Genomic DNA, 23,708 nt, shown 5'->3' with positions numbered 1-23,708 from the left:
TTTCTGTCGATGTGATTAAGCAGTTTTCCCATTTTTATCAAATACCGATAATTGATTTAATCAACTCCTTCAATAATTGCATCTGATAAGAATTCATAAGAAGTTTTTTTCTCGTGTCCGATAAGACATTCTTTGTGGTTATGTGAATAAAGAATCTCAAATATTTATCGATACTGTAAGTAAAAAATACTTTGGTGCGTGAGGCATTCATCGTTAGCAGAAGGGGGCCTGAATCTCATCTCGGAGTACTCATGGCCTGTGTGCGATATGGAATGGTGGAACGGGCAGTGATTGATCATTATATTTTTCTATTGGTAACGGTTTTTTGTGGAATTGCGTTTGAGGGGATTATTCACTGTTTGAATAATAAGGGTAAACCCTTGCATTGAGAGCGGCCACCCCTAATAGACTTTTTGAAAATAAATGTGTCGGCTCAAAATAAACAGCCGTAATGGACAGGGACGGGAGGGATTCATGTCATTGAATCAATGGAGAGGGTGGGCGCAGCGTATGGGCGTGATTTGGAAGGCGCGTCATTGCATGGGCGTCCAAGGTGCTGGGAGGCCGGGGTTGCGTCTGCGGGCGTGCATTCAAAAAAGCGACGTCGGACGCCGCAGAATGTTTCCACCCGCGGGCCATGGGAGGGCTTGGTCTTGCTCCGCCTACCGGCGCCCCCACGCGAGTAAACGCTCCGGTGTCTTTGGCGCATTGGATGTGTGTGGATGTTTTTGCCTAACGCCGCTGCAACGCGCCACTGCTCCGCCATGCGGCGGGGGCGAGGCCGGCTGGCCGTTGCATTCAGGCGGTTTTCCAGGGCGGCGGTGAAGGGCTTTCTTCCCTTGATCTCGAACGTCGACTAAGCCCGGCAGGCGCGGGCCGCCAAGGCCGCGCGATGCCGGCACGTTCCACACCCGGCCGGCTCTGGCCGGCCAGCGCGATCTCAGGCTCTTGCGAGCCTGCCAATAACGATTTCAAGAGCGACATACGTCCGTGCGGTGCAGGTGCGGATGCTGACTTTCGTCCATACGACAGGGAGAATTGCATGAATACGGTCGATCAATCCGGTGGCTCCGCCGAGCTCATGGCAGGCCAGATGGCCATGTGGCTGGGGTCTCAGTTCGCTTCGGCAGACACCAACTTCAATTTGGCTGAGGCCATCGACATCGAGGGAGACATCGATCCCGCATTGTTCGCCGAGGCGGTGCGCCGAGTCACCGACGAAGCCGAGGCCACGCGGCTCAACTTTCTCGATGCGGGGCAAGGCCCGAAGCAGGTGCTCGCACCGACCTTCAATGGAGAGTTGCCCTTCCTCGATTTCAGCGGCGAGGCCGACCCGATGGCCGCAGCGCAGGCATGGATGCAGGCTGATTTCAGTCATCGGGCAGAACTGGCATCAGGGCAGTTGTGGCTCTGCGCGCTGATCCGACTCGCGCCAGGGCGGCATGTCTGCTATCAGCGCAGCCACCATATCCTGCTGGATGGTTTCGGTGGCGGCCTGGTGGCGCGGCGCATTGCGGATATCTACACGGCGCTGGCCCAGGGGAACACCATTCCTGAAACCTCGCGACTTGCACCGATGGCACAGTTGGCCGAAGAGGAGCGCGCCTACCGTGAATCCGGTCGGTTTCCGAGGGACCGCCAATACTGGATGGAGCGCTTTGCTGACGTGCCGGAACCCTTGACCCTGGCGTCGCGTCAGTCGGTGAACATCGGCGGCCTGCTGCGCCAGACCGTGCACCTGCCGGCCGCCAGCGTTCAAGCGCTTCATGCCATCGGCCAGGCCTGGGGAAGCACGCTGCCTCAGATCCTGATCGCCACGACGGCTGCCTATCTCTATCGCACCACGGGGGTTGAAGACATGGTGATCGGCATCCCGGTCACCGCGCGGCACAACGAGCGCATGCGACGGGTTCCTGCCATGGTGGCGAATGCATTGCCGCTGCGCCTGTCCATGCGCCCTGACCTTTCCTTCCCTGAGCTCGTTCGCGAAGTGGGCCGCCAGATGCGCCAGATCCTGCGGCACCAGTGCTATCGCTACGAGACCCTGCGGGGTGATTTGAATCTTCTGCTGAACCACCGGCAACTCTTCACCACGGTCGTCAATGTGGAGCCTTTCGACTACGACTTCCGTTTTGCGGGGCACGTGGCCAAACCACGTAATCTTTCCAACGGAACGGCAGAGGATCTGGGCATCTTTCTGTACGAGCGCGGCAACGGCCAGGATCTGCAGATCGATTTCGATGCGAATCCAGCGCTGTACACCGCACAGACCCTGGCCGAGCATCAGCGGCGGCTGCTGACGCTCATGGCGGCCGTGATCGAGCGGCCGGATCAGGCCATCGGACGCATCGAGTTGCTGGGCGCGCAGGAGCGCCAACAGGTGCTGGCGGGTTGGAATGACACGGAGCAGGCGGTGCCCGACATTCACCTGTCTACCTGCATTGAGGCTGGTTTGCTGGCTGACCCCCAAGCCACTGCCTTGCGGTTCGAGGACCAAGTGCTGAGCCGTGGTGAACTGGATCAAAGGGCGAATCGGTTGGCGCACCTGCTGCGTGCGCGTGGCGCAGGGCCGGAGCGTGTTGTGGCAATCGCCGTGCCGCGGTCGCTGGATCTCATGGTGGCCTTGCTGGCCATTCTGAAAACCGGGGCCGCCTATTTGCCGGTTGATCCGGACTTTCCGGCGGATCGCATTGCCTACATGCTGGGCGATGCCCGGCCGGTATGCCTTGTCACGACCAAGTCTTTAGCGCAAACCCTGGCCGCACCAGTGTCGTTTGTGCTGTTCGATGACCCGGAAACCATCGACGAATTGGGCAGACATCCCGAGACCCGCCCGGAGCCGCTGGGAACGCTTGACACGGCGCAGCCGGCCTATGTGATCTACACGTCTGGATCGACCGGAAATCCGAAGGGGGTCGCTGTATCGCACCGTGCCATCGTCAACCGGCTCCGGTGGATGCAGAACCAATATGGCCTGCAAGCCGATGACCGAGTGCTGCAGAAGACCCCTTCCAGCTTCGATGTGTCGGTGTGGGAGTTCTTCTGGCCCCTGATCGACGGCGCCACGCTGGTGCTTGCCAAGCCGGGAGGGCATAAGGATGCAGCCTACCTGGCCGAGATCATCGTTCGCGAAGGCATCACCACCCTGCATTTCGTGCCCTCGATGCTGGAGGTCTTCCTGCTGGAGCCGGCAGCATCCGCCTGTGCCAGCCTGCGGCGCGTGGTCTGCAGCGGCGAGGCCCTGTCGTCTGCGCTGGCAGGCAAATTTCACCAGCAGTTGGGATGTGAACTGCACAACTTGTACGGTCCCACGGAGGCGGCTGTCGATGTGACTGCATGGGCCTGCCCAAGCACGCCGCTGATGGAGCCGGGTTCGGAGGGCGTACCCATCGGCCACCCCATCTGGAACACGCAAATGGTGGTGCTGGACAGTGGACTCCAGCCGGTGCCCGTGGGGGTGACGGGCGAGTTGTACATCGCGGGCATGGGCCTGGCGCGGGGCTACCTGGGCCGCCCGGTGCTGAGCGCAGAGCGCTTTGTGGCCAATCCGCATGGCGGTCCGGGCAGCCGCATGTACCGCACAGGCGATCTGGCGCGCTGGCGCACCGACGGCAGCCTGGACTTCCTGGGCCGGGCCGACCAGCAGGTGAAGATCCGGGGCTTGCGCATTGAGCCGGGAGAGGTCGAATCGGCCTTGCTGCAGCACCCTCTGGTGGCGCAGGCGGCGGTGATAGCCCGCGAGGACGTGGCGGGGGAAAAGCGGCTGGTGGCGTACGTGGTGTCCACCGGTGAGGGCGAGCCTGCGTCAGGGGAACTGCGCAGCCATCTGGCGCTGTCTCTGCCCGAGTACATGGTGCCATCGGCGTTCGTTCAATTACCGGCATTGCCGCTGAGCCCGAGTGGAAAGCTGGACCGCAAGGCGCTGCCTGCGCCAGAGGTACAAAGCGCCGTTGCTTATGCGGCACCGCGCACACCGACGGAGAAGGCACTCGCGGACCTGTGGGCCGAGACACTGCATCTGCCCCGTGTCGGCATTCACGACAACTTCTTCGAGTTGGGTGGGCATTCTCTGATGATCGTGCAGTTGATCTCGATGATCCGGCAGCAGTTCCTGATCGATCTGCCCCTGGGCACCTTGTTCCAGGTCTCCACCATTGCGGGGCTGGCGGAACGGCTGGACCAGGAGGCGGTAGTGCGGCCGCGCCTGGCACCGATGCCCGCCCGGCGCGGATTCCGCTGTCGTCCGCACAACGTCGCCTGTGGCTCATGAACCAGCTGGACGGTGCCAATCCGGCCTACAACATGCCCCTGGCGTTGCGTTTGTCCGGCATGCTAGACCGCGTGGCGCTGCACGCCGCCTTGGGCGATCTGGTGCAGCGTCATGAGAGTTTGCGCACGGTCTACCCGCATGAGGCGGGACTGCCATACCAACAGATCCTTGACGGTGCCGACGCCCACCCACCCGTGATTGAGGCGGAGGCCTGCGAAGACGATTTGACTGCGCAGTTGCACGCGGCGGCCCGCCACGCCTTCGACCTGTGCCATTCGATGCCTTTGCGGGTCTCGCTGTTCCGGCTGGCCGAGGACGAGCATGTGCTGTTGCTGCTCACCCAACACATCGCAGGCGATGGTGCTTCGCTGCTGCCATTGGCGCGGGACCTGAGCGTGGCCTACGCCGCGCGTTGCAGCCGCCAGACTCCAGAATGGGAGCCGCTGCCGCTCCAGTACGCTGACTACGCACTGTGGCAGCAGGCGCTGCTGGGCAGCGAAGACGATCCCGATAGCCTGGCCGGCCGGCAGCGCAGGTTCTGGCATGACGCGCTGCGCGACCTGCCTGAGCAAATGGCATTGCCTGTCGACCGTCCCCGCCCCCTGGTGCCCAGCCACCGTGGCGACGTGGTCCCGCTGCACATACCGGCTGCGGTCCATGAACGCATGCTGCAGCTGGCCCGAGACGGGCAAGCCAGCGTTTTCATGGTGCTCCAGGCTGCCTTGGCCGCGTTGCTGAGCCGCTTGGGGGCTGGCGACGACATCGTGATCGGCAGCCCGGTCGCGGGGCGCAGTGACCACGCCCTGGATGGGCTGATCGGCTGTTTCGTTAACACGCTCGTTTTGCGTACCGATACGTCGGGCCAGCCAGGGTTGCGCGAACTGATTGCGCGTGTGCGTACCACCAATCTGTCGGCCTATGCGAACCAGGATTTTCCTTACGACCGCCTGGTGGAGTTGCTGCGGCCGGGGCGCTCGCGGTCCAATCTGCCGCTGTTTCAGGTCATGCTGGGATTCCAGAACAGCAGCCGGTTGTCATTCAGTCTTCCGGGGCTGTCGATCACGCCGCAGCCTGTGGCCGTGGACACTGCCAAATTCGATCTGTCCTTCATCCTGACGGAGCAACGCCATCACGATGGCCTGCCCGGTGGGATCTCGGGTGGCATTCAATACAGCACCGATCTGTTCGACAGGTCCACCGTGGAGTCCCTGGCGGTCCGGCTGGTAAGCTGGCTGGAACAGGCGTGCGACACCCCGGACGAGGCGATGAGCCGCATCGACATCCTGCATCCCCAGGAGCGCCGCCGTTTGTTGCAGGAGTGGAGCGGCTTCGAGCGCCCCTTGGTTACCAAGACGATTGCCTCGATGGTTGAGAACCACGCCAGCCAGCGACCCCAGGCACCTGCGGTGATTCTGGATGGCACCACGATCCGCTATGGCGAGCTCGACACACGGGCGAACCGCCTGGCCCACCTGCTGCAGGCACGGGGCGTGGCTGCTGGGTCCATCGTCGCGACGGTGCTGCCGCGCTCGCTCGATCTGGTCGTAGCGCACCTGGCCATCGTCAAGGCGGGGGCAGCTTACCTGCCCCTCGATCCGAACCATCTGGCAGGACGCAGTGCGCTGGTGTTTCAAGAGGCCGCTCCCACCGCCGTCCTTACGCACGAAGCGCTGCTGCCGAGGCTGAGCGATGTGGCGCATTGCATGGCGCTTGACAGCGACCTGACGGTTGCGGCCCTGGCGATCCAGCCGGACAGCCGCCCAGGCGGTTGGGGCGCTGCGCGACACCGTGATAGCCCTCACGCGCAGGAGGCGGCATACCTCATCTATACGTCGGGCTCCACCGGAACCCCGAAGGGGGTCGTGGTGCCGCACGCAGGCCTTCACTCCCTGGCCGCTTCCATGGCCGAGCAGATGGACATTGGGCAGGACGCCCGCGTACTGCAGTTTTCTTCCAGTGGTTTCGATGCTTCGGTGATGGACCTGTTGATGGCCTTTCACGTTGGCGCGGCGCTGGTGTTGCCCGGGCCTGCGCCATGGCTGGGACAGGATCTGGCGCAGGGGCTGGTTCGCCAGTCGATCAGCCATGCCCTGATTCCGCCTGCCGCGCTGGCTTCGGTGCCGCCCGGCGAATTTCCAGCGCTGCGCACGCTGGTGGTCGGTGGCGATGTGTGCCCGCCCGCGCTCGCAGCGCAGTGGGCGACAGGGCGGCGCATGATCAACGCCTACGGCCCGACGGAGATCACGATCTGCGCGAGCCTGAGCGAGCCCATGCAGGCCGGGACTGTGCCATCGATCGGGCAACCGATCTGCAACACGCATATGTACGTGCTGGACGGAGACCTTCAGCCGGTGCCCGTGGGGGTGACGGGCGAGTTGTACATCGCAGGCATGGGCCTGGCGCGGGGCTACCTGGGGCGCCCAGTGCTGAGCGCAGAGCGCTTTGTGGCCAATCCGTATGGCGGTCCGGGCAGCCGCATGTACCGCACAGGCGATCTGGCGCGCTGGCGCACCGACGGCAGCCTGGACTTCCTGGGCCGGGCCGACCAGCAGGTGAAGATCCGGGGCTTGCGCATTGAGCCGGGAGAGATCGAATCGGCCTTGCTGCAGCACCCTCTGGTGGCGCAGGCGGCGGTGATAGCCCGCGAGGACGTGGCGGGGGAAAAGCGGCTGGTGGCGTACGTGGTGTCCACCGGTGAGGGCGAGCCTGCGTCAGGGGAACTGCGCAGCCATCTGGCGCTGTCGCTGCCCGAGTACATGGTGCCGTCGGCGTTCGTTCAATTACCGGCACTGCCGCTGAGCCCGAGTGGAAAGCTGGACCGTAAGGCGCTACCCGAGCCGCAGGCGCCGGGCGACCAGCCTTACGCCGCCCCGCGCACCGACACGGAAATCGCTTTGGCCGCGTTGTGGGCTGACATCCTGCATTTGCCGAGAGTGGGCATTCACGACAATTTTTTCGAAATCGGTGGCCATTCGCTGATGGCAATCCAGTTGGGCATGCGGATCCGGGACCAGATCCACCCCGACTTTCCTCATGCGGAGGTTTACAACCGCCCGTCGATCGCACAATTGGCCCAATGGATGGACCAAGCCGGCGACGATGGAACCTCCCTGGATCTGGCGCGCGAGATCCATTTACCAGAGCACATCCAGGGACAGCCCGGGGCGCCCAGTCTGACGCCGGCGCATGTCTTTCTCACCGGGGCCAGCGGATTCGTCGGAAGCCATCTGCTGGCTGCGCTGTTGCGCGACACCTCGGCTTGCGTGGTCTGCCACGTGCGGGCTGCCGACGAGGCGCAGGGGCGGCAGCGCCTGCAACGCGCCATGGCAGAGCGGCAGCTTGGCGCGATATGGGACGATGCGCGAATCCAGGTGGTCACGGGCGATCTGGGTGCACCGCAGTTGGGGCTGGATGAAGCCGCCGTGCAACGGGTCCGCGACGGCTGCGACTCCATCTACCACTGCGCCGCGCAGGTGGATTTTCTGCATCCGTACGCCAGCCTGAAGGGCCCCAATGTGGACAGCGTGGTCACATTGCTCGAATGGACATCGCAAGGGCGGCCCAAGACCCTGCATTACGTCTCGACGCTGGCCGTGATTGGCCAGAACGAGGACGGTGGCACGGTCACGGAGCGTTCGGCGCTGCCTTCCTGGAACGGCCTGGTGGACGGCTACAGCCAGAGCAAGTGGGTCGCCGACGCGTTGGCCCGGGAAGCGCAGGCGCGGGGAATGCCGGTGGCCATCTATCGGCTCGGTGCCGTGACCGGTGACCACGATCACGCGATTTGCAATGCCGCTGACCTGATCTGGCGGGTGGCACACCTGTATGCGGACCTGCAGTCCATCCCCGACATGGACTTGCCTCTGAACATGACCCCGGTGGACGATGTGGCGCGGGCCATCCTGGGCCTGGCTGCCCGGGCATCTTCGTGGGGGCAGGTGTACCACCTGGTGAGTCCGGCGCCGCTGCGGGTGCGGGACATTCCTCCGGTGTTCGAGCGTCTCGGGCTGCATCTGGAACCGGTGGCGCTGGAGTCCTGGCTGCGGCGTGCCCACGTGCGGCTGGCCGAGGGGCAGGACCGCGATTTGGCTGCCGTGCTGGCCATCCTGGACCGCTATGACGCATCGGCCACGCCACCGAAGGTGTGCGGCGCGGCAACCCACGCGCAACTTGAATCCATCGGTGCGGCAATCCGGCCGGTGGATCGTGATCTGCTGCACCGCTATTTCGTCGATCTGGGTATCGATGCCAAGGCACACCGTGCCTTGGAAACCAGCATTTCTTGAACGAAGGAGGAAACCATGGCACGTTATCTCATTGCAGCAACCGCCCTGCCGGGACATGTGTTGCCCATGCTGGCCATCGCCCAGCATCTGGTGCGTCAGGGACACCAGGTGCGGGTGCACACTGCCAGCCACTTCAAGGAACAGGCCCTGGCCACGGGCGCGTCCTTCACCGCGTTCGATCCGTCGATTGACTTCGAGCACCAGGAGCTGGACCGGCGGTTTCCGCAACGTCTGCAACAGCCTTCCGCCCATGCGCAGCTGTGCTTTGGACTGAAGCACTTCTTTGCCGACGCGATGGCGCCGCAACTGGCGGGGTTGCGGCGCATCCTGGCGCATTTCGATGCCGATGCCATTTTGGTGGACACGATGTTTTGCGGCACGTTCCCGATGCTGCTGGGACCGCGGGAGGAGCGGCCCGCCATCGTCGCCATCGGCATTTCGGCGCTGGCGCTGTCCAGCCGGGACACTGCCTTTTTTGGCACGGCGCTGCCGCCTTCGTCCACGGCCGAAGGTCGCACTCGCAACCAAGCCATGAACCGCAATCTTCAGCAGGTGATGTTCGGCGATGTGCAACGCCATTTCAATGGTGAACTGGCGCGCTTGGGAGCGCCGGCACTGCCCCATTTTTTCATCGATGCGATGGTGACGCTGCCGGATCGGTATCTCCAACTGACGTCGGCATCTTTCGAATATCCACGCAGCGACCTGCCTGGCTCCGTCCGGTTCGTGGGGCCGCTGCTGGCACCGTCACGTGCCGACTTCAACCCACCTGGCTGGTGGCCCGAACTGGATGACGGCCGGTCCGTCGTGTTGGTCACGCAGGGCACGCTGGCCAATCAGAACCCTGCGCAGTTGATCGGGCCCACCGTGCAGGCGCTGGCCAGGTTCGATGACATCCAGGTGATTGCGACCACGGGCGGACCAGTGCCCCCAGGCCTCAGCGCCGCGATGCTGCCCGCCAACGCCCGTGTGGTGCCATTTTTGCCATATGACCGGCTGTTGCCCAAGGTGCACGCCATGGTCACCAATGGTGGATATGGCTCGGTCAACCATGCGCTCAGTCTGGGCGTGCCGCTGGCCGTGGCGGGCGCGACCGAGGAGAAGCCGGAAATCGCCGCGCGAGTCGCCTGGTCGGGCGCCGGCATCAACCTGGCCACCGGGCAGCCCAGCGCGCGTCAAATCGGCGATGCGGTGCGCAAACTGCTGGACGACCCTTCCTACCGGCAGCGCGCCCAAGCGCTGCGACTGGATTTCGCACGCCACCACGCGCTGACCGAGATCGCATCGGCCCTGGTGACGTTGCATGAAAGAGCCCCCGCCATCGCGGAATTTGCATGATTTTCCAAGGAGACCTGACATGAGCAATCCATTCGACGACGAGAACGGCCGTTTCCTGGTGCTGACCAATCCCGAAGGCCAGCACTCACTGTGGCCCGAGTTTCTCGATGTGCCCGCTGGCTGGGAGGTGGCCTTGCCTGCATCCGACAGAGCAGCGTGCCGTTCGTACATCGAAACGCACTGGAGGGACATGCGGCCCCGTTCACTGGTCGTCGCAATGGGCGGTTGATCGCCGTGCCATCGGCCGCCGCGAAATTTCCTTCGGGATTCAACGCGTTTTTTCCGGAAACCCTTGTGCGGCCCATGCGACGGTCTGGACGCCCATTCCGTGGCGCGCGGCCTGCGCAGCCAGGAGGGCATGCATATCAAAGAGTTCGGTGCCCTCCCAGCGCTCTTGTGCATGCGTCACCATGCCTGCTTGCGCACGCTCTGCCATGTCAGGACACCACTGGCTCAACACCCGTGGGAATGCCCGGCAGTACCCCTTGGCGACGCCAGCGAGTTCGGCCAACTGCCCATACCCGACTCGCTTGCCAGCCGGTATCCGCCGCACGATGTCGACGATGCGATCCTTCCAATCGTCGCTCAGAGGGGGAATCGGCGCAGGTCCTTTGCAAATGGCATCGCCCACCCGCAGCATGCCGCCTTGCAGCACCCGCGCCAGTGTGCCGCGACGTCCCTTCAACGCTTTGACGACGCCCGGCCGGCATTGCTCCAGGCGGGCGCAGGGCTCGCATTGGAAGGTGATCCAGAGCACCACCTCCGGGCCGATTCTCAACAGCGACCCGGAGGGCAGGCTTGCCGTGGGGCCATCGATGAGAAGGTTTTCGCGCAGCGTGGAAGGTGGCAGTTGGAGGTCGCGATACGCATCTATCCCCGCCAGCAAAACCTGGCGTGGCGAAAGCCGATTGGCATACCGGTCGCCAAGCAATCCCTGATCGGTCATGGCCATGGCCTCCGATACCAACTGGGGGCCTGGAGCGGCCTGACTGTGCAAGCACAGACCTTGCAGGGTGCCCACGGCCCGCCAGGGCATGGATGGGGGAAACTGCAAAGTGAGGGCACCCGCAGGGGCAGCGACTGGCATCTGGGGAGGCGGCAAGGGGCGGGAACGGCGTGTGGGCAGAGCTTTGTTCCACAGCTTGACAGAAATTTCCATGCGACGGCGGATGCAGGCGCAATTCCTACAACCTGGCTGCGGCCTGCCGAGCAAACTGGCTCGCCCACCAGGCCGTGAAAGAAGCGCCATGCAATCCAGCCAACCTTTGTCGGCAGCTCGCAATGAGAACTGCGGCGACCGCTTTGCTTCTGCCCACTCCGTGCGACTGCGCGTGAATGGCCAAGACCACCATGTCGAAGTTCCCAGTTGGGTCACGCTGCTTGACCTGCTGCGCGATCGGCTGGGGCTAACGGGAACCAAGAAAGGCTGCGATCATGGCCAGTGCGGCGCTTGTACAGTGCTGGCTGATGGGAAGCGCATCAACGCGTGCCTCACGCTCGCGGTCATGCAGGATGGGGTGGACATCATCACGGTGGAGGGGCTGCCCGCCCTGTCCGGAGAAGGGCTCACAGACACCGGACTGCATCCCTTGCAGCAGGCCTTCATCGACCATGACGCATTCCAGTGCGGCTATTGCACACCAGGGCAGTTGTGCTCCGCGGTGGGTCTGCTGAACGAAGGGGGAGTGCACACGGCTGAGGAGGTTCGGGAGCGCATGAGCGGTAACCTCTGCCGTTGCGGGGCCTATCCGCAGATCGTGCAGGCGGTCGCTCAGGTGGCTGGCATCCGGGTCGATGCCATGTGTTATTCATCGCCCGGCCCCTTCAAGGTGCAGGGGAGCCAGGCATGAGGGCATTCGGGTACGAAGCCGTCGCCACTGCGGATGCCGCCCTGTCTGCAATGCGCGGCCAAGCGCCAGACTCTGGCGAGACCGCACCGCAGGCCAAGTTTCTCGCGGGGGGAACCAACCTGATCGACCTGATGAAAGAAGACGTCGTGCGCCCACAGTGGCTGATCGATATCAGCCGCCTGCCGCTGGCCTCCATCGAGGCCCTGCCCCATGGAGGCGTGCGCCTTGGAGCCATGGCACGGAATGCGGCCACTGCGCGCCATCCCTTGGTGCGCGAACGCTATCCGTTGCTGTCGGCGGCCATCCTGGCGGGCGCATCGCCGCAGATTCGCAACATGGCGACCAATGGGGGCAACCTGTTGCAGCGCACGCGGTGCCACTACTTCTACGACACGGGAACACCCTGCAACAAACGTGAGCCGGGCACGGGTTGTCCCGCGCGTGAAGGGCTGGCCCGGCAACTGGCCATCCTGGGGACCAGCGACCATTGCGTGGCCACGCATCCGTCGGACATGTGCGTGGCGCTTGCCGCGCTCGATGCGGCGGTGCATGTGCAATCGCCGAACGGGCAGCGAACCATCGCGTTCGCCGATTTCCATCGATTGCCAGGCAACGCGCCGCAGCGCGACAACACGCTGTCGGGCGATGAACTCATCGTGCACATCGAACTGCCGGCCAACGGGCTGCAGCAGCACAGCACCTATCTGAAGCTGCGTGACAGGGCCTCCTATGCCTTCGCCCTGGTGTCGGTGGCTGCGGCGTTCGAGCTGGACGCTGCCGGGCTGATGCGAAGCCCTCGCATTGCGTTGGGCGGCGTGGCCCACAAGCCCTGGCGCGACGCCGAAGCGGAACAGATTCTGGAGGGGCAGCCGCCGGAAGCTGCGGCCTTCCATGCGGCGGCGCAGTTGCTCTTGCGGGATGCCTGCGGCCACGGGGCCCCGGGTGGACCCGGTGACAACCGTTTCAAGATTGTTCTGGCCCGGCGTGCCATCGTGCGTGCGCTCGAGATGGCGCGCGATGGCGAACTGACCAACACCGGAGAGCTGGGTACCGGACCTGTACAGGAATTTCAACCATGAGCACCCACGATGATTTCCGCACAGACCCCGGCGCCGGGCAGGCCCTCTCCCAGCAGCCCATGGCGGAGCCTGGCACCGGGCTGGTGAAGACGGGTGCGCCCGTCTCCCGCATCGATGGCCGCCTCAAGGTCATGGGCCAGGCGCGCTACGCTGCGGAGCATGCCAGCGATGACCTGATTTATGGAGTGGTCGTCAACAGCACCGTGGCAAAAGGGCGGATTCTGAATCTGCGGACGGATCGAGCGCGTGCAGTGCCGGGCGTGCTCGATGTCATCACACACATGAACCGCCCCGCGGTTCGGTCGCTCGATCTTTTCTACAAGGACATGACTTCCCCTGGGGGCTCGCCGTTCAAGCCCCTGCACGACGCGCGCATCCACTACAGCGGCCAGCCGGTCGCGCTGGTGGTTGCCACGTCGTTCGAGGCGGCGCGCTGTGCCGCTGCCTTGGTGGAGCTGGATTACGAGGTTGAAAAACACGAGACCCATCTGGTGCACAACTTGCGCCATGCGCGGGAACCGAGCCGGCTCAAGGCTGGCTACTCACCGCCACCCAAGCCCCGGGGGAATGCCCCCCGAGCGTTCGGCGCGGCTCCGGTCAGGATCGATGCCCAGTACTACAGCGGCGTGGAGCACCACAATCCGATGGAGATGCATGCCTCCACCGTACTGCGCAGTGCCGATGGCCATCTCACCATCTATGACAAGACCCAGAGCCCGCAGAACAGCCGGTGGGTGGTGTCGCGCGTGTTCGGTCTTTCGCAGGAGGAGGTGACCGTTCGCAATCCCTTCGTTGGCGGGGCATTCGGGTCGGGCCTGCGGCCGCAGTACCAGCTCATCCTGGCGGTGATGGCTGCATTGCACCTGCAGCGTTCGGTGCGGGTGGTGCTCACGCGCCAGCAGATGTTCACGTTCGGGCACCGGCCCGAGACATGGCAGCGCGTCAGGCTGGCCGCGGACCACGATGGTTCTCTGAAGGCTGTCATGCACGAAGCTGTGGCAGAGACTTCGCGCCTTGAAGACTACGTGGAAGTGGTGGTGAACTGGTCCGGCCAGCTCTATCAGTGCGACAACGTCAGCCTCGGCTACCGATTGGTCCCTCTCGACCAGTACAGCCCCCTCGATATGCGCGCACCGGGTGCCGCCCATGGCGTGCACGCGCTGGAAGTGGCCATGGACGAATTGGCCTATCAGCTGCGCATGGATCCGCTGATCTTGCGGCTCAAGAACTACGCCGATCGCGATGCCTCCAAGGGGTTGCCCTTTTCTACCAAGGAGCTGCATGCGTGCTACCAGCAAGGTGCGGAGCGGTTCGGTTGGGCGCAGCGCCCGCTGGAGCCACGTTCCATGCAGCAGGGGCGAGAGCTGATTGGCTGGGGCATGGCCACGGGCACCTGGGATGCCATGCAGATGTTCGCGCGCGTTCGCGCGGTGATGTATGCGGACGGGCGATTGGTCGTGAGCAGTGCGGCCTCCGACATCGGTACCGGCACCTACACGGTGATGGCCATGATCGCCGCCGAAGCGATGGGATTGCCACTGGAACAGGTAACCTTCGCCCTGGGCGACTCGAACCTGCCGTTGGCCCCTGTGGAAGGCGGCTCGTCGCATGTAGCGACGGTCGGTGCCGCGGTGGAGGGCGCATGCGAGAAGCTGCAACGGTTGCTCTGGGCGCTGGCAAGGCGCAGTCGGAGCATGGGCTTCGGCAAGGTGCTGCTCCAGGAGGTGGAATTCAAGGAGGGTCGCATGCGTCGCCGGGACGCCCCACCGCAGGACTTGGGTGTCACGTTCGCCGACATCCTGGCGTCGCAAGGGCGCTCGATGATCGAGGTGCGGCACCTCATGCTTCCCAACGTGCTCCGGCAAAAGAAGTTCGTCAGGGCCACCCACTCCGCCGTGTTCTGCGAAGTGCGGGTAGACGAGGCTCTGGGAACGGTTCGTGTCACGCGGGTCGTCAGTGCCATCGCTGCGGGGCGCATTCTCAATGCCAAAACGGCCCACAGCCAGATCACCGGGGGCGTGGTCTGGGGTATCAGCCAGGCATTGCATGAAGAGACGCAGACCGACCATGCCCTGGGCCGGTTCATGAACCACAACTATGCGGAATACCACATTGCCACCAACGCCGACATTCCGCCGATCGACGTGATTTTTGTGCAGGAGGATGACCGGATCGTCAGCCGCCTGGGCGCCAAGGGGGTGGGCGAGATCGGTATCGTGGGTGTGGCGGCGGCCGTGTGCAATGCCATCTTCCATGCCACTGGCCGGCGCGTTCGCTCCACCCCCATGACGCCTGACAAGGTGATGCTCCCTGCACCACCGGCCGTGCCGTCTTCCGCGGAGGACGCTGTGTCCCTGTAGGCGGCCAGGGCTGCCGCCGCATGCGACCGGATCGTGGCGGGTCGTCAGTCCGGATTCATGGGCGTGGATGCCATGCTGCGTCCTTTTCGTGGCGATCGGCCAGCAGCGCCCTCAGGCGCTCCAGCAATCTGCCCATGTCCACCGGCTTGGAGAAATGGTCGTCGAAACCTGCCTCCAGCGCGAGCAGCCGGTCGGCATCGCTTCCATAGCCTGTCAATGCAATCAAAGGAAGGTGCCGGGTGTCTGGCTGAGAGCGAACGCGGCGCGCCAGTTCGTACCCGCTGATCTCGGGCAGGCCGATGTCGAAGATGGCCGCGTCAAACCGTGCTTCGGCCAACTGGGCGAGGCCGCCAGCGGCACTGTAGGTGGCCCGTACCCGATGGCCTTCCATTACCAGCCACTCCGCCAAAAGGTCGGCGGCATCGGTATTGTCATCGACCAAAAGCAGTCGCAATGCAGGCAAGGCCTCCGATCCCGTATCTCCTCGCGGGTCATCGGTGGCCTGTGGTTGGCCGAGCAAGGGCAACCGCAGCGTGAAAGTGCTTCCTTTGCCCGGTCCGTCGCTGTGCGCCTTGATGGTGCCGGAGTGCAGGCCCGTCAAGCTGCGGGCGATGGCCAGTCCCAGGCCGAGCCCCCCGGACGCGCGCTCCAAGGCCTGCTCACCCTGCACGAACCGCTCGAATACGTGGTGGAGCAGGTGGGCAGGGATGCCCACGCCCTCATCGCTGACGCGGAGCACTGCCCAGCCCGCCTCGCTGGCGAGTTCCATCCGGATGGGTGTGTCCGGTGGGCTGAATTTCGCGGCGTTGTTGAGCAGGTTGCAGACGATCTGAACGAGCCGAAGCAATTCGCCCTGCACGAGGACAGGCGTCGTCGGCATGCTCAACTGGGGCGTGGAGCTGCGCGCCTGCAAGGCGGGCATCGTCAGCTCCAGCGCACGCTCCATCACCTCTCGGAGATCCACGGGTTCCAGCGACAGGGTGATCTTTCCCGACACGATTCTCGAGATGTCGAGCAGGTCGTCCACCAGGCGCGACAGGTGCTTGACCTGCCGGTCGATGATTTCACGTTCCCGGGAAAATGCCGTGGGATCGCGGCGGGCGATCAACTGCAGGGCCAGCACGATGGGGGCCAGAGGGTTGCGGAGTTCATGGCCCAGCATGGCCAGGAATTCATCTTTCGCGCGGTTGGCCGACTCGGCTTCGCGCTGCGCCTTCCGTGCCTCCGACAAGAGCAGCGCATTGTCCAGCGCCAAGGCTGCGCGTTGCGCAAGTTCGCCGATCAGTGCGCTGTCTTCCGCTTCAAAGATGCGGTTAGGACCGGCCTGGAGCACCGCCATGGTGCCGATGGTGCGTCCCCGCGCAATGAGTGGAACGACGCAGGCCGCGCCGGCTTCGAGTTCCGGCACAAGCGCTGAAATGTCTTTGATCTGGCCCTCGACTTCGCCGGTCTGGCCGGACGGATACAGGCGGGGCTTGCCGGTCTTGAGGGCGGTGATCAGCACCTGCGGCGTTTCCGCGGCATGGACCAGCACGTGGTCCTGTTCGGCAAGCCTGCCGCTGTGCTCCGCCCATTTGGAGTGGCTCAGCCTTGGAAGCAAGGCCCCTTGCTCATCCAGCAGATCGATCCGGCAGGCATCGCCGATGGCAGGCACCACCAGGCGGGCAATCGCGTCGAGCGTATCCGACTCCTCCAGTGATCCGGAAAGTACGGCACTGGCATTGACCAGCAACCCCAGCCGCTGTTCGGCCGCCTGGGCTGCGGACCGTGCATGGCTTTCAAGCTGCAGCAACTCTTCCCGCTCTGCCTCACTGCCGGCGCGCTGCACGGCGGCCGATTCGAGCGCCCGTGCCACGGCGTCGATTTCCGTGATGCGCGACATGCCGGATGGCCGCAATTCGCCCCGGCCCAGGGCATCGGCGTCGTCTCGCAGGCTGCGCATGGGCATTGTGATGGACTTCGACATCCACCAGGCACCCGTCCCCCCGAGAACCAGTGATGCCAGAAGACCCAGCACGTAGGCCCCGGCGGTGCGCCACCAGGAGCTTTCTGCCTTCGACAGCGATGTGCCCAGGACGAGCGTCCAGCCCCCTTCGCCGAGCCGCGCGAGCACAGTCTTCGCAAGCACACCATCGACATTGGTGCTGGTGCCCAGGAGTTCTTGCTTATCGTGGCCCAGTGCCTGGAAAAGGGGCTTGAGCGATTCACTGGGGCCGGAACCCCGCCATTTTTCGTCGTCCACCGTGCGGGCGATGCGAGCCAGATTGGCATCGAAGACGGACACGTACCACCCTTCGGGAACGCGCTGCGCACGCAGCACGGCGGCAATGGCCTCCGGTCGAATGATGGCTGTCAACACATATTTCACCACGCCATCCCGTATCACCGGAACGCGGACCGGAAAGGCCAGATTGCCCCCGGCACCACGCGCCATGGACCCGGCGACGGGTCGTCGGGTCTGGACGGTTGCGTCAAAGCTGGATCGCTCCACCACGTTCGCGCTGTTGGGGCGGTCGGTTTCAGTGGAAAACACCACGCGCCCGGAAGGGTCCGCCAGCAGCAAGCCGCGCCACTCCGGATGGGAGGCGCGCACCGCCCGGCTGAGTGCGAGGGCCTGCGCTCTGCCCTCGCCGTCCGCCGTGCCCAACGGATCTGCCAGAGCCAGCGTTTGCAAGGCGGACATCGTCAGTCGCAGCTCTCCCTCCACTGCCGTGGACAGCGCGCGTGCGACACCCAGGCTCGACGCCTCGTTTTGCGCACGCTGGCTTTCGAAAAGGGCGGACAGGGAGATGCCGCACACGATCGCCAGCGGCAGGATCGCCGCCACAGCCACCAGCAGCAGTTGGGTTTTCAAGGGAACGGTGCGCACGGGTTTCGAAAGGCGTTGTGTCCACTGAGACGGGCGGGTGTGGCGCAATGGGCAGGCGCAAGCATGACCGTTTTGCGGCGTGGCCTGGGTGCAGGGCAGGGGTGGAAGGCGACAGCATGTTATCTCCGCCCGGGCAGATTCCTTTCCTCCTCTGTTCCGCAAATTTTCTGGCCCCCTGGCCTCTGACCGAAGATTTGTTGCAAAATGTTCGATTGATCCGCTTGGCGGAATGCAGGAGGGGAGAAATGGCAAGAAGACGTCAAAAACAAAGTGCCGCAGGCGATTTCATGGATTGGGTGGCACGGCTTCCATGGTGGATTGGACTTGGCCTGGCGGCCATGATTTATTGGGCGCTGCATATGTTGGCATCCCAGCCCATGCCAGCGATGAGAACGCCGCACGAGATGGGACAGGTGATCACCGGCGCGCTCTGGCGCAGTCTGGCTTATGCCGGGCAATTCGTGCTGCCGCTTGTGTGCCTGACGGGCGCGGTGCTTTCCGCCGTGAGGCGTCGGGAGCGGCGCCATCTGCTGGACGACTGCGGGACCGCCAGCTCCAGCGCACAGGCCTTGCAAGGCATGTCCTGGCAGGCTTTCGAAAAGCTCGTGGGTGAGGGGTTCCGGCGACGCGGCTATGCGGTGCAGGAGCGGGCGCAAGAGGGCGCGGATGGCGGGGTGGATCTGGTCCTCACCAAGGCAGGGGAGATGTCCCTCGTCCAGTGCAAGCATTGGAAAGCCTTCCAGGTCGGCGTCCAGGTAGTCCGCGAGTTGTACGGCGTGATGGCCGCCCACGGGGCGTCCGCCGGCTTCGTGGTGACCTCAGGGCGCTTCACGCAAGACGCCACGGCGTTCGCCAGCGGGCGCAACATCCGCCTGATCGATGGTGCAGCACTGCTGCAACTCATTCGCGAAACCACTGCGGATCGCAGCCAGGCCCCGCAAACCGCGTCCAAGGTGTCGGTGCCTTCCTCACCTCAGGAAACCGCGGCAGTGCGGTCCGAAGTGTCCTGCCCTCAATGCGGCAGCCGAATGGTGCGGCGCACAGCCAAGCGAGGTGTGCTGGCCGGTCAATCTTTCTGGGGTTGCTCTGATTACCCTTCCTGCCGGGAAACGCGCAACGGCTGAAAGGGCTTTGCACGGTGCGCAGACCTTGCAGGGTTTGGGCGCCCAGCGACAGCGTGACCGGCAGGCCCCGTTCAGCCAACCCACTCCGGTCTGTGAGCCCGGCTCAAGACAGCGGTTTGGCCCGGGTGCCCCGGGGAACAAACCGCTGCACGAAGTCCGGCTGAAAACAGCGTTGGGTCCCGTCGGCAAAATCCACCGTGACAGAAATCGCATCAATGGCCGCCACGGTGCCCTGGCCATACCGTTTGACGCGAACGGTTGCCCCCAGTTCGAGCACCTGGGCATCATGACGGGCTTGGGCTGCCGATGCGATGACCGGTTCTCCCACTTCGCCCAGGTCGCTCGCCACCAGTTTCCGCACCGTGTCGGCAGCCCGCTCGACCAACGTCTGTCGGGCCAGCTCGGCCATGCGAATGCAGTTGTCGCAGGTGCCACAACGCTGCGGTTCGTTCGATGGATCGAAATACTCGAGCAGCACCTGCCAACGACAGCGACCCGTCTGCGCATAGAACACCATGCGCTCCAGCGCCTGCTGGTCTTGCTCCCGCTTGTCGGCATAGGCCTGCAGAAGCGCACGCACCGACGCGGGCTCCAGTTCCGTCTTGCGCAGGGTGAGTGCGCCGCTGCGTGCTTTCGAGACCATCTTGTGCCGCTGCAGCAGGCCCAGCCCCACCTGGAGCTTGCTGCGGGGCCGGTCCAGGCGCGCCTGCAGGCTGTCGAGCGTCCAGAAGCCCGGGTCTTGCGGCGCGGGATCGCGCAACGCCTGGTACAGCGCGTCGATGTCGTCCGCGCTGGGGTAGCGGCCTGCCAGAAAGAACTGCTGAACCGCTTTGTCCTTGCGGAGAAACAGCAGCGTGCAGTCTGCTGGATCGCCATCGCGCCCCGCACGCCCTGATTCCTGGTAGTACGCATCGAGGCCGCCCGGCATCTGGTAGTGCACGACAAAGCGCACATCCTGCTTGTCGATGCCCAGTCCGAACGCATTGGTGGCGACCATCACGCGGGCCTTTCCGTGCATGAACGCATCCTGGGCTTCACTGCGCTCTGCGGCTGGCATGCGCCCGTGGTAGAGGCTGGCCGCCACATCCGCAGCGCGCAGTGCTGCATGAACCTCCTGCGCTGCTTTCACCGTGGCGGCATAGACCAGCCCGGAACCCTCGGCCGCTTTCACGATATCGATGAGGCGGGCCCGTTTGTCGGCTTCGTTGGCCAGCGCCTCGGCGCGGTAGCGGAGGTTCGGCCGGTAGGTCCCCGTGTCGACGACGCCCGCCGCAGGAATGCCCAGTTGCTTGCGAATGTCCGCCGCCACCGGCCCGGCCGCCGTAGCGGTCAGCGCCAGCACGGTCGGGCGGCCCAGCCGTGCCACCGCACCGGCGATTTCGAGAAAGGCCGGCCGAAAATCATGGCCCCATTGGGAGATGCAGTGGGCTTCGTCCACCGCGAGCAGGCCGATCGGTCCGCTGGAAGCGACCAGGGCCAGAAATTCTGCATCGGCGAGCCGCTCCGGGGTGGTCAGCACGATGCGTGCGCTGCCGTCGGCAATGGCTTGCTCTGCCTCGCGCGTTTCCTGCGGTGTGAGTCCGCTGTGCAACTGCACGGCAGGAACACCCCGCTCGCGCAGCGAGTCGCACTGGTCCCGCATGAGCGCGATGAGCGGTGACACCACCACCGTCCTGCCTTCAATCATCAGGGCAGGCAATTGGTAGCAAAGCGACTTGCCCGCCCCGGTCGGCATCACAGCCAACGTGTTTTCGGACTGCAGCACTCGGTCGATCACCTCGCGCTGGCCCGCCCGCAATGCGCGCAAACCGAACGTCTTCTTCAGCACCGACTGGATTCGGGCCGCTGACGGCGTGCGGGGTGCTCGCGGCTGGCGGGCACGTTTGGGAGAGGCGGGTGTGGGCTGTGGCGGGATGACAGGCATAGGCTGCCATGCTGGCGGGGGCCGCATCTCCCCCGCGTCAGACGTTGCTCACGCCGAGTGTCATCCGCTGTCTCTGCCCTCCACCCCTCTGCCCGGTGCGTCAGAAGCGTGCCTGCACGCCCAGCGTCACCGCGCGCGCCGTGCCCGGTGCAACCCAGAGGCGGCTGTACGAACTGGTGTAGTACGTGGTGTCGAAAACATTGTCCATGTCCAGGGTCAGCCGCACGGCCGGGGTGATGCGCCAGTAGGCGACCAGTTTGGCTGTGCGGTAGCTGGGCAGATCGAAGGCCGCCGATCCCGCATTGGCCTCGGCCTGGGTACGGGCCTGGCCCAGGCGGCGGCCGACGTGCGTGACGCCGCCCCCGATGCCATAGCGTTGCCCATTGTCGAAGGCGTTCTCGTACACCGCCAGCACGCTGCCATTGACCTTGGGCACGTTGAGCAGCCGGCCCCCGACCTCCAGGGTGTTGTCACGGGTGATTTCCACGTCGTTCAGAACCAGGCTGGCATTGACCCGCCAGCGGGCCGTCACCTGGCCTGCGAAATCCAGCTCCAGGCCCCGGCTGCGCACTTCGCCTGCGGCCACGGAATAGCTCGAATTGAGCGGGTCGGAGGTCAGTACATTGCGTTTGCGGATGTCGAACAGGGCGGCCGTGGCACCCATGCGCTGGTCGGCGCTCTCCCACTTTGCGCCGACTTCCAGGGAACGCCCGGTTTCCGGATCGAAGGGCTGCGAAGCACTGTCGGACCCCACGTTCGGGCGGAACGAGCGCCCCGCGTTCGCGTACACCGTCCATTGCGAGGACGGCAGCCAGCTCAGGCCAACGCGCGGCGAGGTGGATGAAGGCTCCTGGCGGACCGTGGTGCCATTGCGCCGGTTTTCCAGCGACTGCCGGTACTGGTCCACGCGTACCCCGCCCACCAGGCGCCACGTCGGCGACAGCTTGATGGCATCCTGAAAATAAAGCGCGGTGTTGCGCTGGCGCTCCAGGGTGTCCGTGTTGGGCAATGGCGTGGGCTGGGACTGTCCGTAGACAGGGGCCTGGATGTCGATCGCATAGGGCGAGGCCGCCGTGGGGTTGGCGCGCAGCATCAGCGTGTCCAGGTGGAACTTGAAGCTTTCCACGCCGAACAGCAGCTCGTGTTCCATGCCGCCGGCCTTGACGTTCCCCTGCAGTTCGGCCTGCAATGCGATGTCGTCCGAGGCGAAGTCCCGAAAGCGGCGCTGGCGGGTGAGCAAGCCGCTGGACTGCAGTGCGCTGGCTTCGGTGGAGAAGCCCTGGATGGAGGTCTCGCGGTACGACAAGCCCAAGCGGCTGCGCCATTGCGGGCTCCATTCGTGCGACAGGATGAACTGATGGGTCTGGTTCTCCACCGTCACATCGCCATCGCCCGGCTCGCCCAGGAATCGGCTGCGCGGGATGGTGCCCAACCGATTGCCCACGGCCACGACGCCTCGGTCCAAAGGCGTGGCATGGCGCAGAAACTCCCCGGCGTATTCCAGCGACGTGTCGCGGCTCAGCTTCCAGGTGAATGCCGGGGCGACCACGCGCCGTTCGGAACTCACATGGTCGCGGAAGCTGTCGCGGTCCTCCGCTGCCACGTTGAGGCGATAGGCGAAGTTCTCGCCGATGGGCCCGGTGCTGTCGAATGCGCCCCGCTTGAGGCCCTGGCTGCCCACGGAGCCCTCGACGGCGTTGGCTGCCTTCCACAAGGGCCGCTTGCTGACGATGTTCAGGGTGCCGCCGGGTTCGCTGCTGCCATAAAGCGCTGCTGCGGGGCCTTTGAGAAATTCGATGCGCTCCACGCCGGCCAGATCGCGCGGCGCGTTGAAGCCCCGGTTGGAAGAAAAGCCGTTCATCAACGTGGCCATGCCGGTGTTTTCATTGCCAGGCAGGCCACGGATGGCCACGTTGTCCCACAGCCCGCCGAAATTGTTCTGGCGGGACACACCCCCCACGTAATCGAGCACGTCATCGAGCCGCGTGGCGCCCAGGTCATCGATGGCCTGGCGGGTGACGATCCGCACCGATTGCGGCAGCTCCCGCAATGGCAGGTCGGTCTTGGCGCCCGCGGCTTCTTCGGCATGGTAGGCCCCGGACTCGGTGCGTCCGACGATCTCGACAGTGGACAGTTGGGGCGCACTGTCTGCGGTCTGCGCCATGGCAGAGCCGCACGACAGGGCCGCCATGGCGAGCGTCAGGGGAAAGGGGGCGCGAGCGCCCCGGCAGGCAATAAGGAACATGAACGTACTGAAGAAAAATCGCCGGCCGCGATTCAGGGCGGCCGGATGGCATGCACGGACCCGCCCGCGGCGGCAAAGCCGCCACGGCGAGAGAGAGAAGATCCAACTGGGATGCGGCCGCCTTGCGGTGCGGCATGCATCAGGCGATGGGAAGAGGGGGATCGCGCGATGCAAAAGGCCAGCGGCCAGGTGCTGGCACGAAGGCAAATGCCGCTGTGGGCTGTGGGCTGTGGGCATTTGGGGCCGGCGCCTGCCTGCGGAACCGGCAGTCCGATGCCGCCTGACAATGCGGCGGGCTGCGCGAATGCCAGGCAACCGGCACAGGGGCCGTGCTCCAACGCGTGTGCCGGCTTCGCCGGCTGG

General features: G+C 64.7%; 12 protein-coding genes. 8 read left to right on the top strand and 4 right to left on the bottom strand.

The window, feature by feature from the left end:
- The first annotated feature begins 1,042 nt into the window (after positions 1 to 1,042).
- Genes AC27IQ_RS01300 through AC27IQ_RS01285 form a run of 4 tightly spaced genes read left to right on the top strand, consistent with a single transcriptional unit; the run spans position 1,043 to position 10,123 of the window.
- Positions 1,043 to 4,270 (top strand): amino acid adenylation domain-containing protein, encoded by a 3,228-nt coding sequence (locus AC27IQ_RS01300; protein WP_487087616.1) that lies wholly within the window; start codon positions 1,043 to 1,045, stop codon positions 4,268 to 4,270.
- Positions 4,267 to 8,556, top strand: a complete 4,290-nt coding sequence (locus tag AC27IQ_RS01295) for a non-ribosomal peptide synthetase family protein (RefSeq protein ID WP_487087614.1) — start codon at positions 4,267 to 4,269, stop codon at positions 8,554 to 8,556. The genes AC27IQ_RS01300 and AC27IQ_RS01295 overlap by 4 nt, the downstream gene beginning before the upstream one ends.
- 15 nt (positions 8,557 to 8,571) lie before the next feature.
- Positions 8,572 to 9,894 carry a glycosyltransferase gene (locus tag AC27IQ_RS01290; protein ID WP_487087612.1) on the top strand — a complete coding sequence of 441 codons (1,323 nt, stop codon included), beginning with the start codon at positions 8,572 to 8,574 and terminating at the stop codon, positions 9,892 to 9,894.
- Positions 9,895 to 9,913: 19 nt separating this feature from the next.
- Positions 9,914 to 10,123, top strand: coding sequence for an MbtH family protein (locus AC27IQ_RS01285; protein WP_487087610.1), 210 nt, complete (start codon positions 9,914 to 9,916; stop codon positions 10,121 to 10,123).
- A 39-nt stretch (positions 10,124 to 10,162) separates the two neighbouring features.
- Here AC27IQ_RS01285 and AC27IQ_RS01280 read toward each other — a convergent pair whose 3' ends face one another.
- Positions 10,163 to 10,846 (bottom strand): MOSC domain-containing protein, encoded by a 684-nt coding sequence (locus AC27IQ_RS01280; RefSeq protein WP_487087608.1) that lies wholly within the window; start codon positions 10,844 to 10,846, stop codon positions 10,163 to 10,165.
- Between the two features lie 295 nt (positions 10,847 to 11,141).
- On the opposite strand from AC27IQ_RS01280, the gene AC27IQ_RS01275 reads away from it, so the two are divergent.
- The 3 genes from AC27IQ_RS01275 to AC27IQ_RS01265 are packed head-to-tail and all read left to right on the top strand — an operon-like array spanning position 11,142 to position 15,183.
- Complete coding sequence (locus tag AC27IQ_RS01275) at positions 11,142 to 11,744, top strand: (2Fe-2S)-binding protein (RefSeq protein WP_487087606.1); 603 nt, start codon at positions 11,142 to 11,144, stop codon at positions 11,742 to 11,744.
- The gene (locus AC27IQ_RS01270) at positions 11,741 to 12,823 is read left to right on the top strand and encodes an FAD binding domain-containing protein (RefSeq protein WP_487087604.1); all 1,083 of its coding nucleotides are present in this window, start codon (positions 11,741 to 11,743) and stop codon (positions 12,821 to 12,823) included. Before AC27IQ_RS01275 ends, AC27IQ_RS01270 begins: the two co-directional genes overlap by 4 nt.
- A complete protein-coding gene (locus AC27IQ_RS01265; protein WP_487087602.1) occupies positions 12,820 to 15,183 on the top strand; it encodes a xanthine dehydrogenase family protein molybdopterin-binding subunit in 2,364 nt (787 codons plus the stop codon). Before AC27IQ_RS01270 ends, AC27IQ_RS01265 begins: the two co-directional genes overlap by 4 nt.
- Positions 15,184 to 15,238: 55 nt before the next feature.
- Here the strand turns inward: AC27IQ_RS01265 and AC27IQ_RS01260 are convergent, their stop codons facing one another.
- On the bottom strand, positions 15,239 to 18,052 hold the full coding sequence (locus AC27IQ_RS01260; protein ID WP_487087600.1) for a hybrid sensor histidine kinase/response regulator: 2,814 nt from the start codon (positions 18,050 to 18,052) through the stop codon (positions 15,239 to 15,241).
- Between the two features lie 245 nt (positions 18,053 to 18,297).
- Between AC27IQ_RS01260 and AC27IQ_RS01255 the strand changes: the two genes are divergently transcribed.
- On the top strand, positions 18,298 to 19,176 hold the full coding sequence (locus AC27IQ_RS01255) for a restriction endonuclease (protein ID WP_487087655.1): 879 nt from the start codon (positions 18,298 to 18,300) through the stop codon (positions 19,174 to 19,176).
- A gap of 103 nt (positions 19,177 to 19,279) precedes the next feature.
- Here the strand turns inward: AC27IQ_RS01255 and AC27IQ_RS01250 are convergent, their stop codons facing one another.
- Both AC27IQ_RS01250 and AC27IQ_RS01245 read right to left on the bottom strand, forming a co-directional pair.
- Complete coding sequence (locus AC27IQ_RS01250; RefSeq protein ID WP_487087598.1) at positions 19,280 to 21,100, bottom strand: RecQ family ATP-dependent DNA helicase; 1,821 nt, start codon at positions 21,098 to 21,100, stop codon at positions 19,280 to 19,282.
- A gap of 100 nt (positions 21,101 to 21,200) precedes the next feature.
- Complete coding sequence (locus AC27IQ_RS01245) at positions 21,201 to 23,345, bottom strand: TonB-dependent siderophore receptor (protein ID WP_487087596.1); 2,145 nt, start codon at positions 23,343 to 23,345, stop codon at positions 21,201 to 21,203.
- Positions 23,346 to 23,708 lie beyond the last annotated feature (363 nt).

It is taken from the genome of Acidovorax sp. KPB24-07 (assembly GCF_057543315.1).
The sequence above is the reverse complement of the archived record's forward strand: the minus strand, read 5'-3'. Positions and strand labels throughout refer to the sequence as shown.

Excerpts from the sequence above, each read along its gene's own strand:
- AC27IQ_RS01300 (WP_487087616.1), top strand. The coding sequence starts at position 1,043 with ATGAATACGGTCGATCAATCCGGTGGCTCCGCCGAGCTCATGGCAGGC.
- AC27IQ_RS01295 (WP_487087614.1), top strand. The coding sequence starts at position 4,267 with ATGAACCAGCTGGACGGTGCCAATCCGGCCTACAACATGCCCCTGGCG.
- AC27IQ_RS01290 (WP_487087612.1), top strand. The coding sequence starts at position 8,572 with ATGGCACGTTATCTCATTGCAGCAACCGCCCTGCCGGGACATGTGTTG.
- AC27IQ_RS01285 (WP_487087610.1), top strand. The coding sequence starts at position 9,914 with ATGAGCAATCCATTCGACGACGAGAACGGCCGTTTCCTGGTGCTGACC.
- AC27IQ_RS01280 (WP_487087608.1), bottom strand. The coding sequence starts at position 10,846 with ATGGCCATGACCGATCAGGGATTGCTTGGCGACCGGTATGCCAATCGG.
- AC27IQ_RS01275 (WP_487087606.1), top strand. The coding sequence starts at position 11,142 with ATGCAATCCAGCCAACCTTTGTCGGCAGCTCGCAATGAGAACTGCGGC.
- AC27IQ_RS01270 (WP_487087604.1), top strand. The coding sequence starts at position 11,741 with ATGAGGGCATTCGGGTACGAAGCCGTCGCCACTGCGGATGCCGCCCTG.
- AC27IQ_RS01265 (WP_487087602.1), top strand. The coding sequence starts at position 12,820 with ATGAGCACCCACGATGATTTCCGCACAGACCCCGGCGCCGGGCAGGCC.
- AC27IQ_RS01255 (WP_487087655.1), top strand. The coding sequence starts at position 18,298 with ATGGCAAGAAGACGTCAAAAACAAAGTGCCGCAGGCGATTTCATGGAT.
- AC27IQ_RS01250 (WP_487087598.1), bottom strand. The coding sequence starts at position 21,100 with ATGCCTGTCATCCCGCCACAGCCCACACCCGCCTCTCCCAAACGTGCC.
- AC27IQ_RS01245 (WP_487087596.1), bottom strand. The coding sequence starts at position 23,345 with ATGTTCCTTATTGCCTGCCGGGGCGCTCGCGCCCCCTTTCCCCTGACG.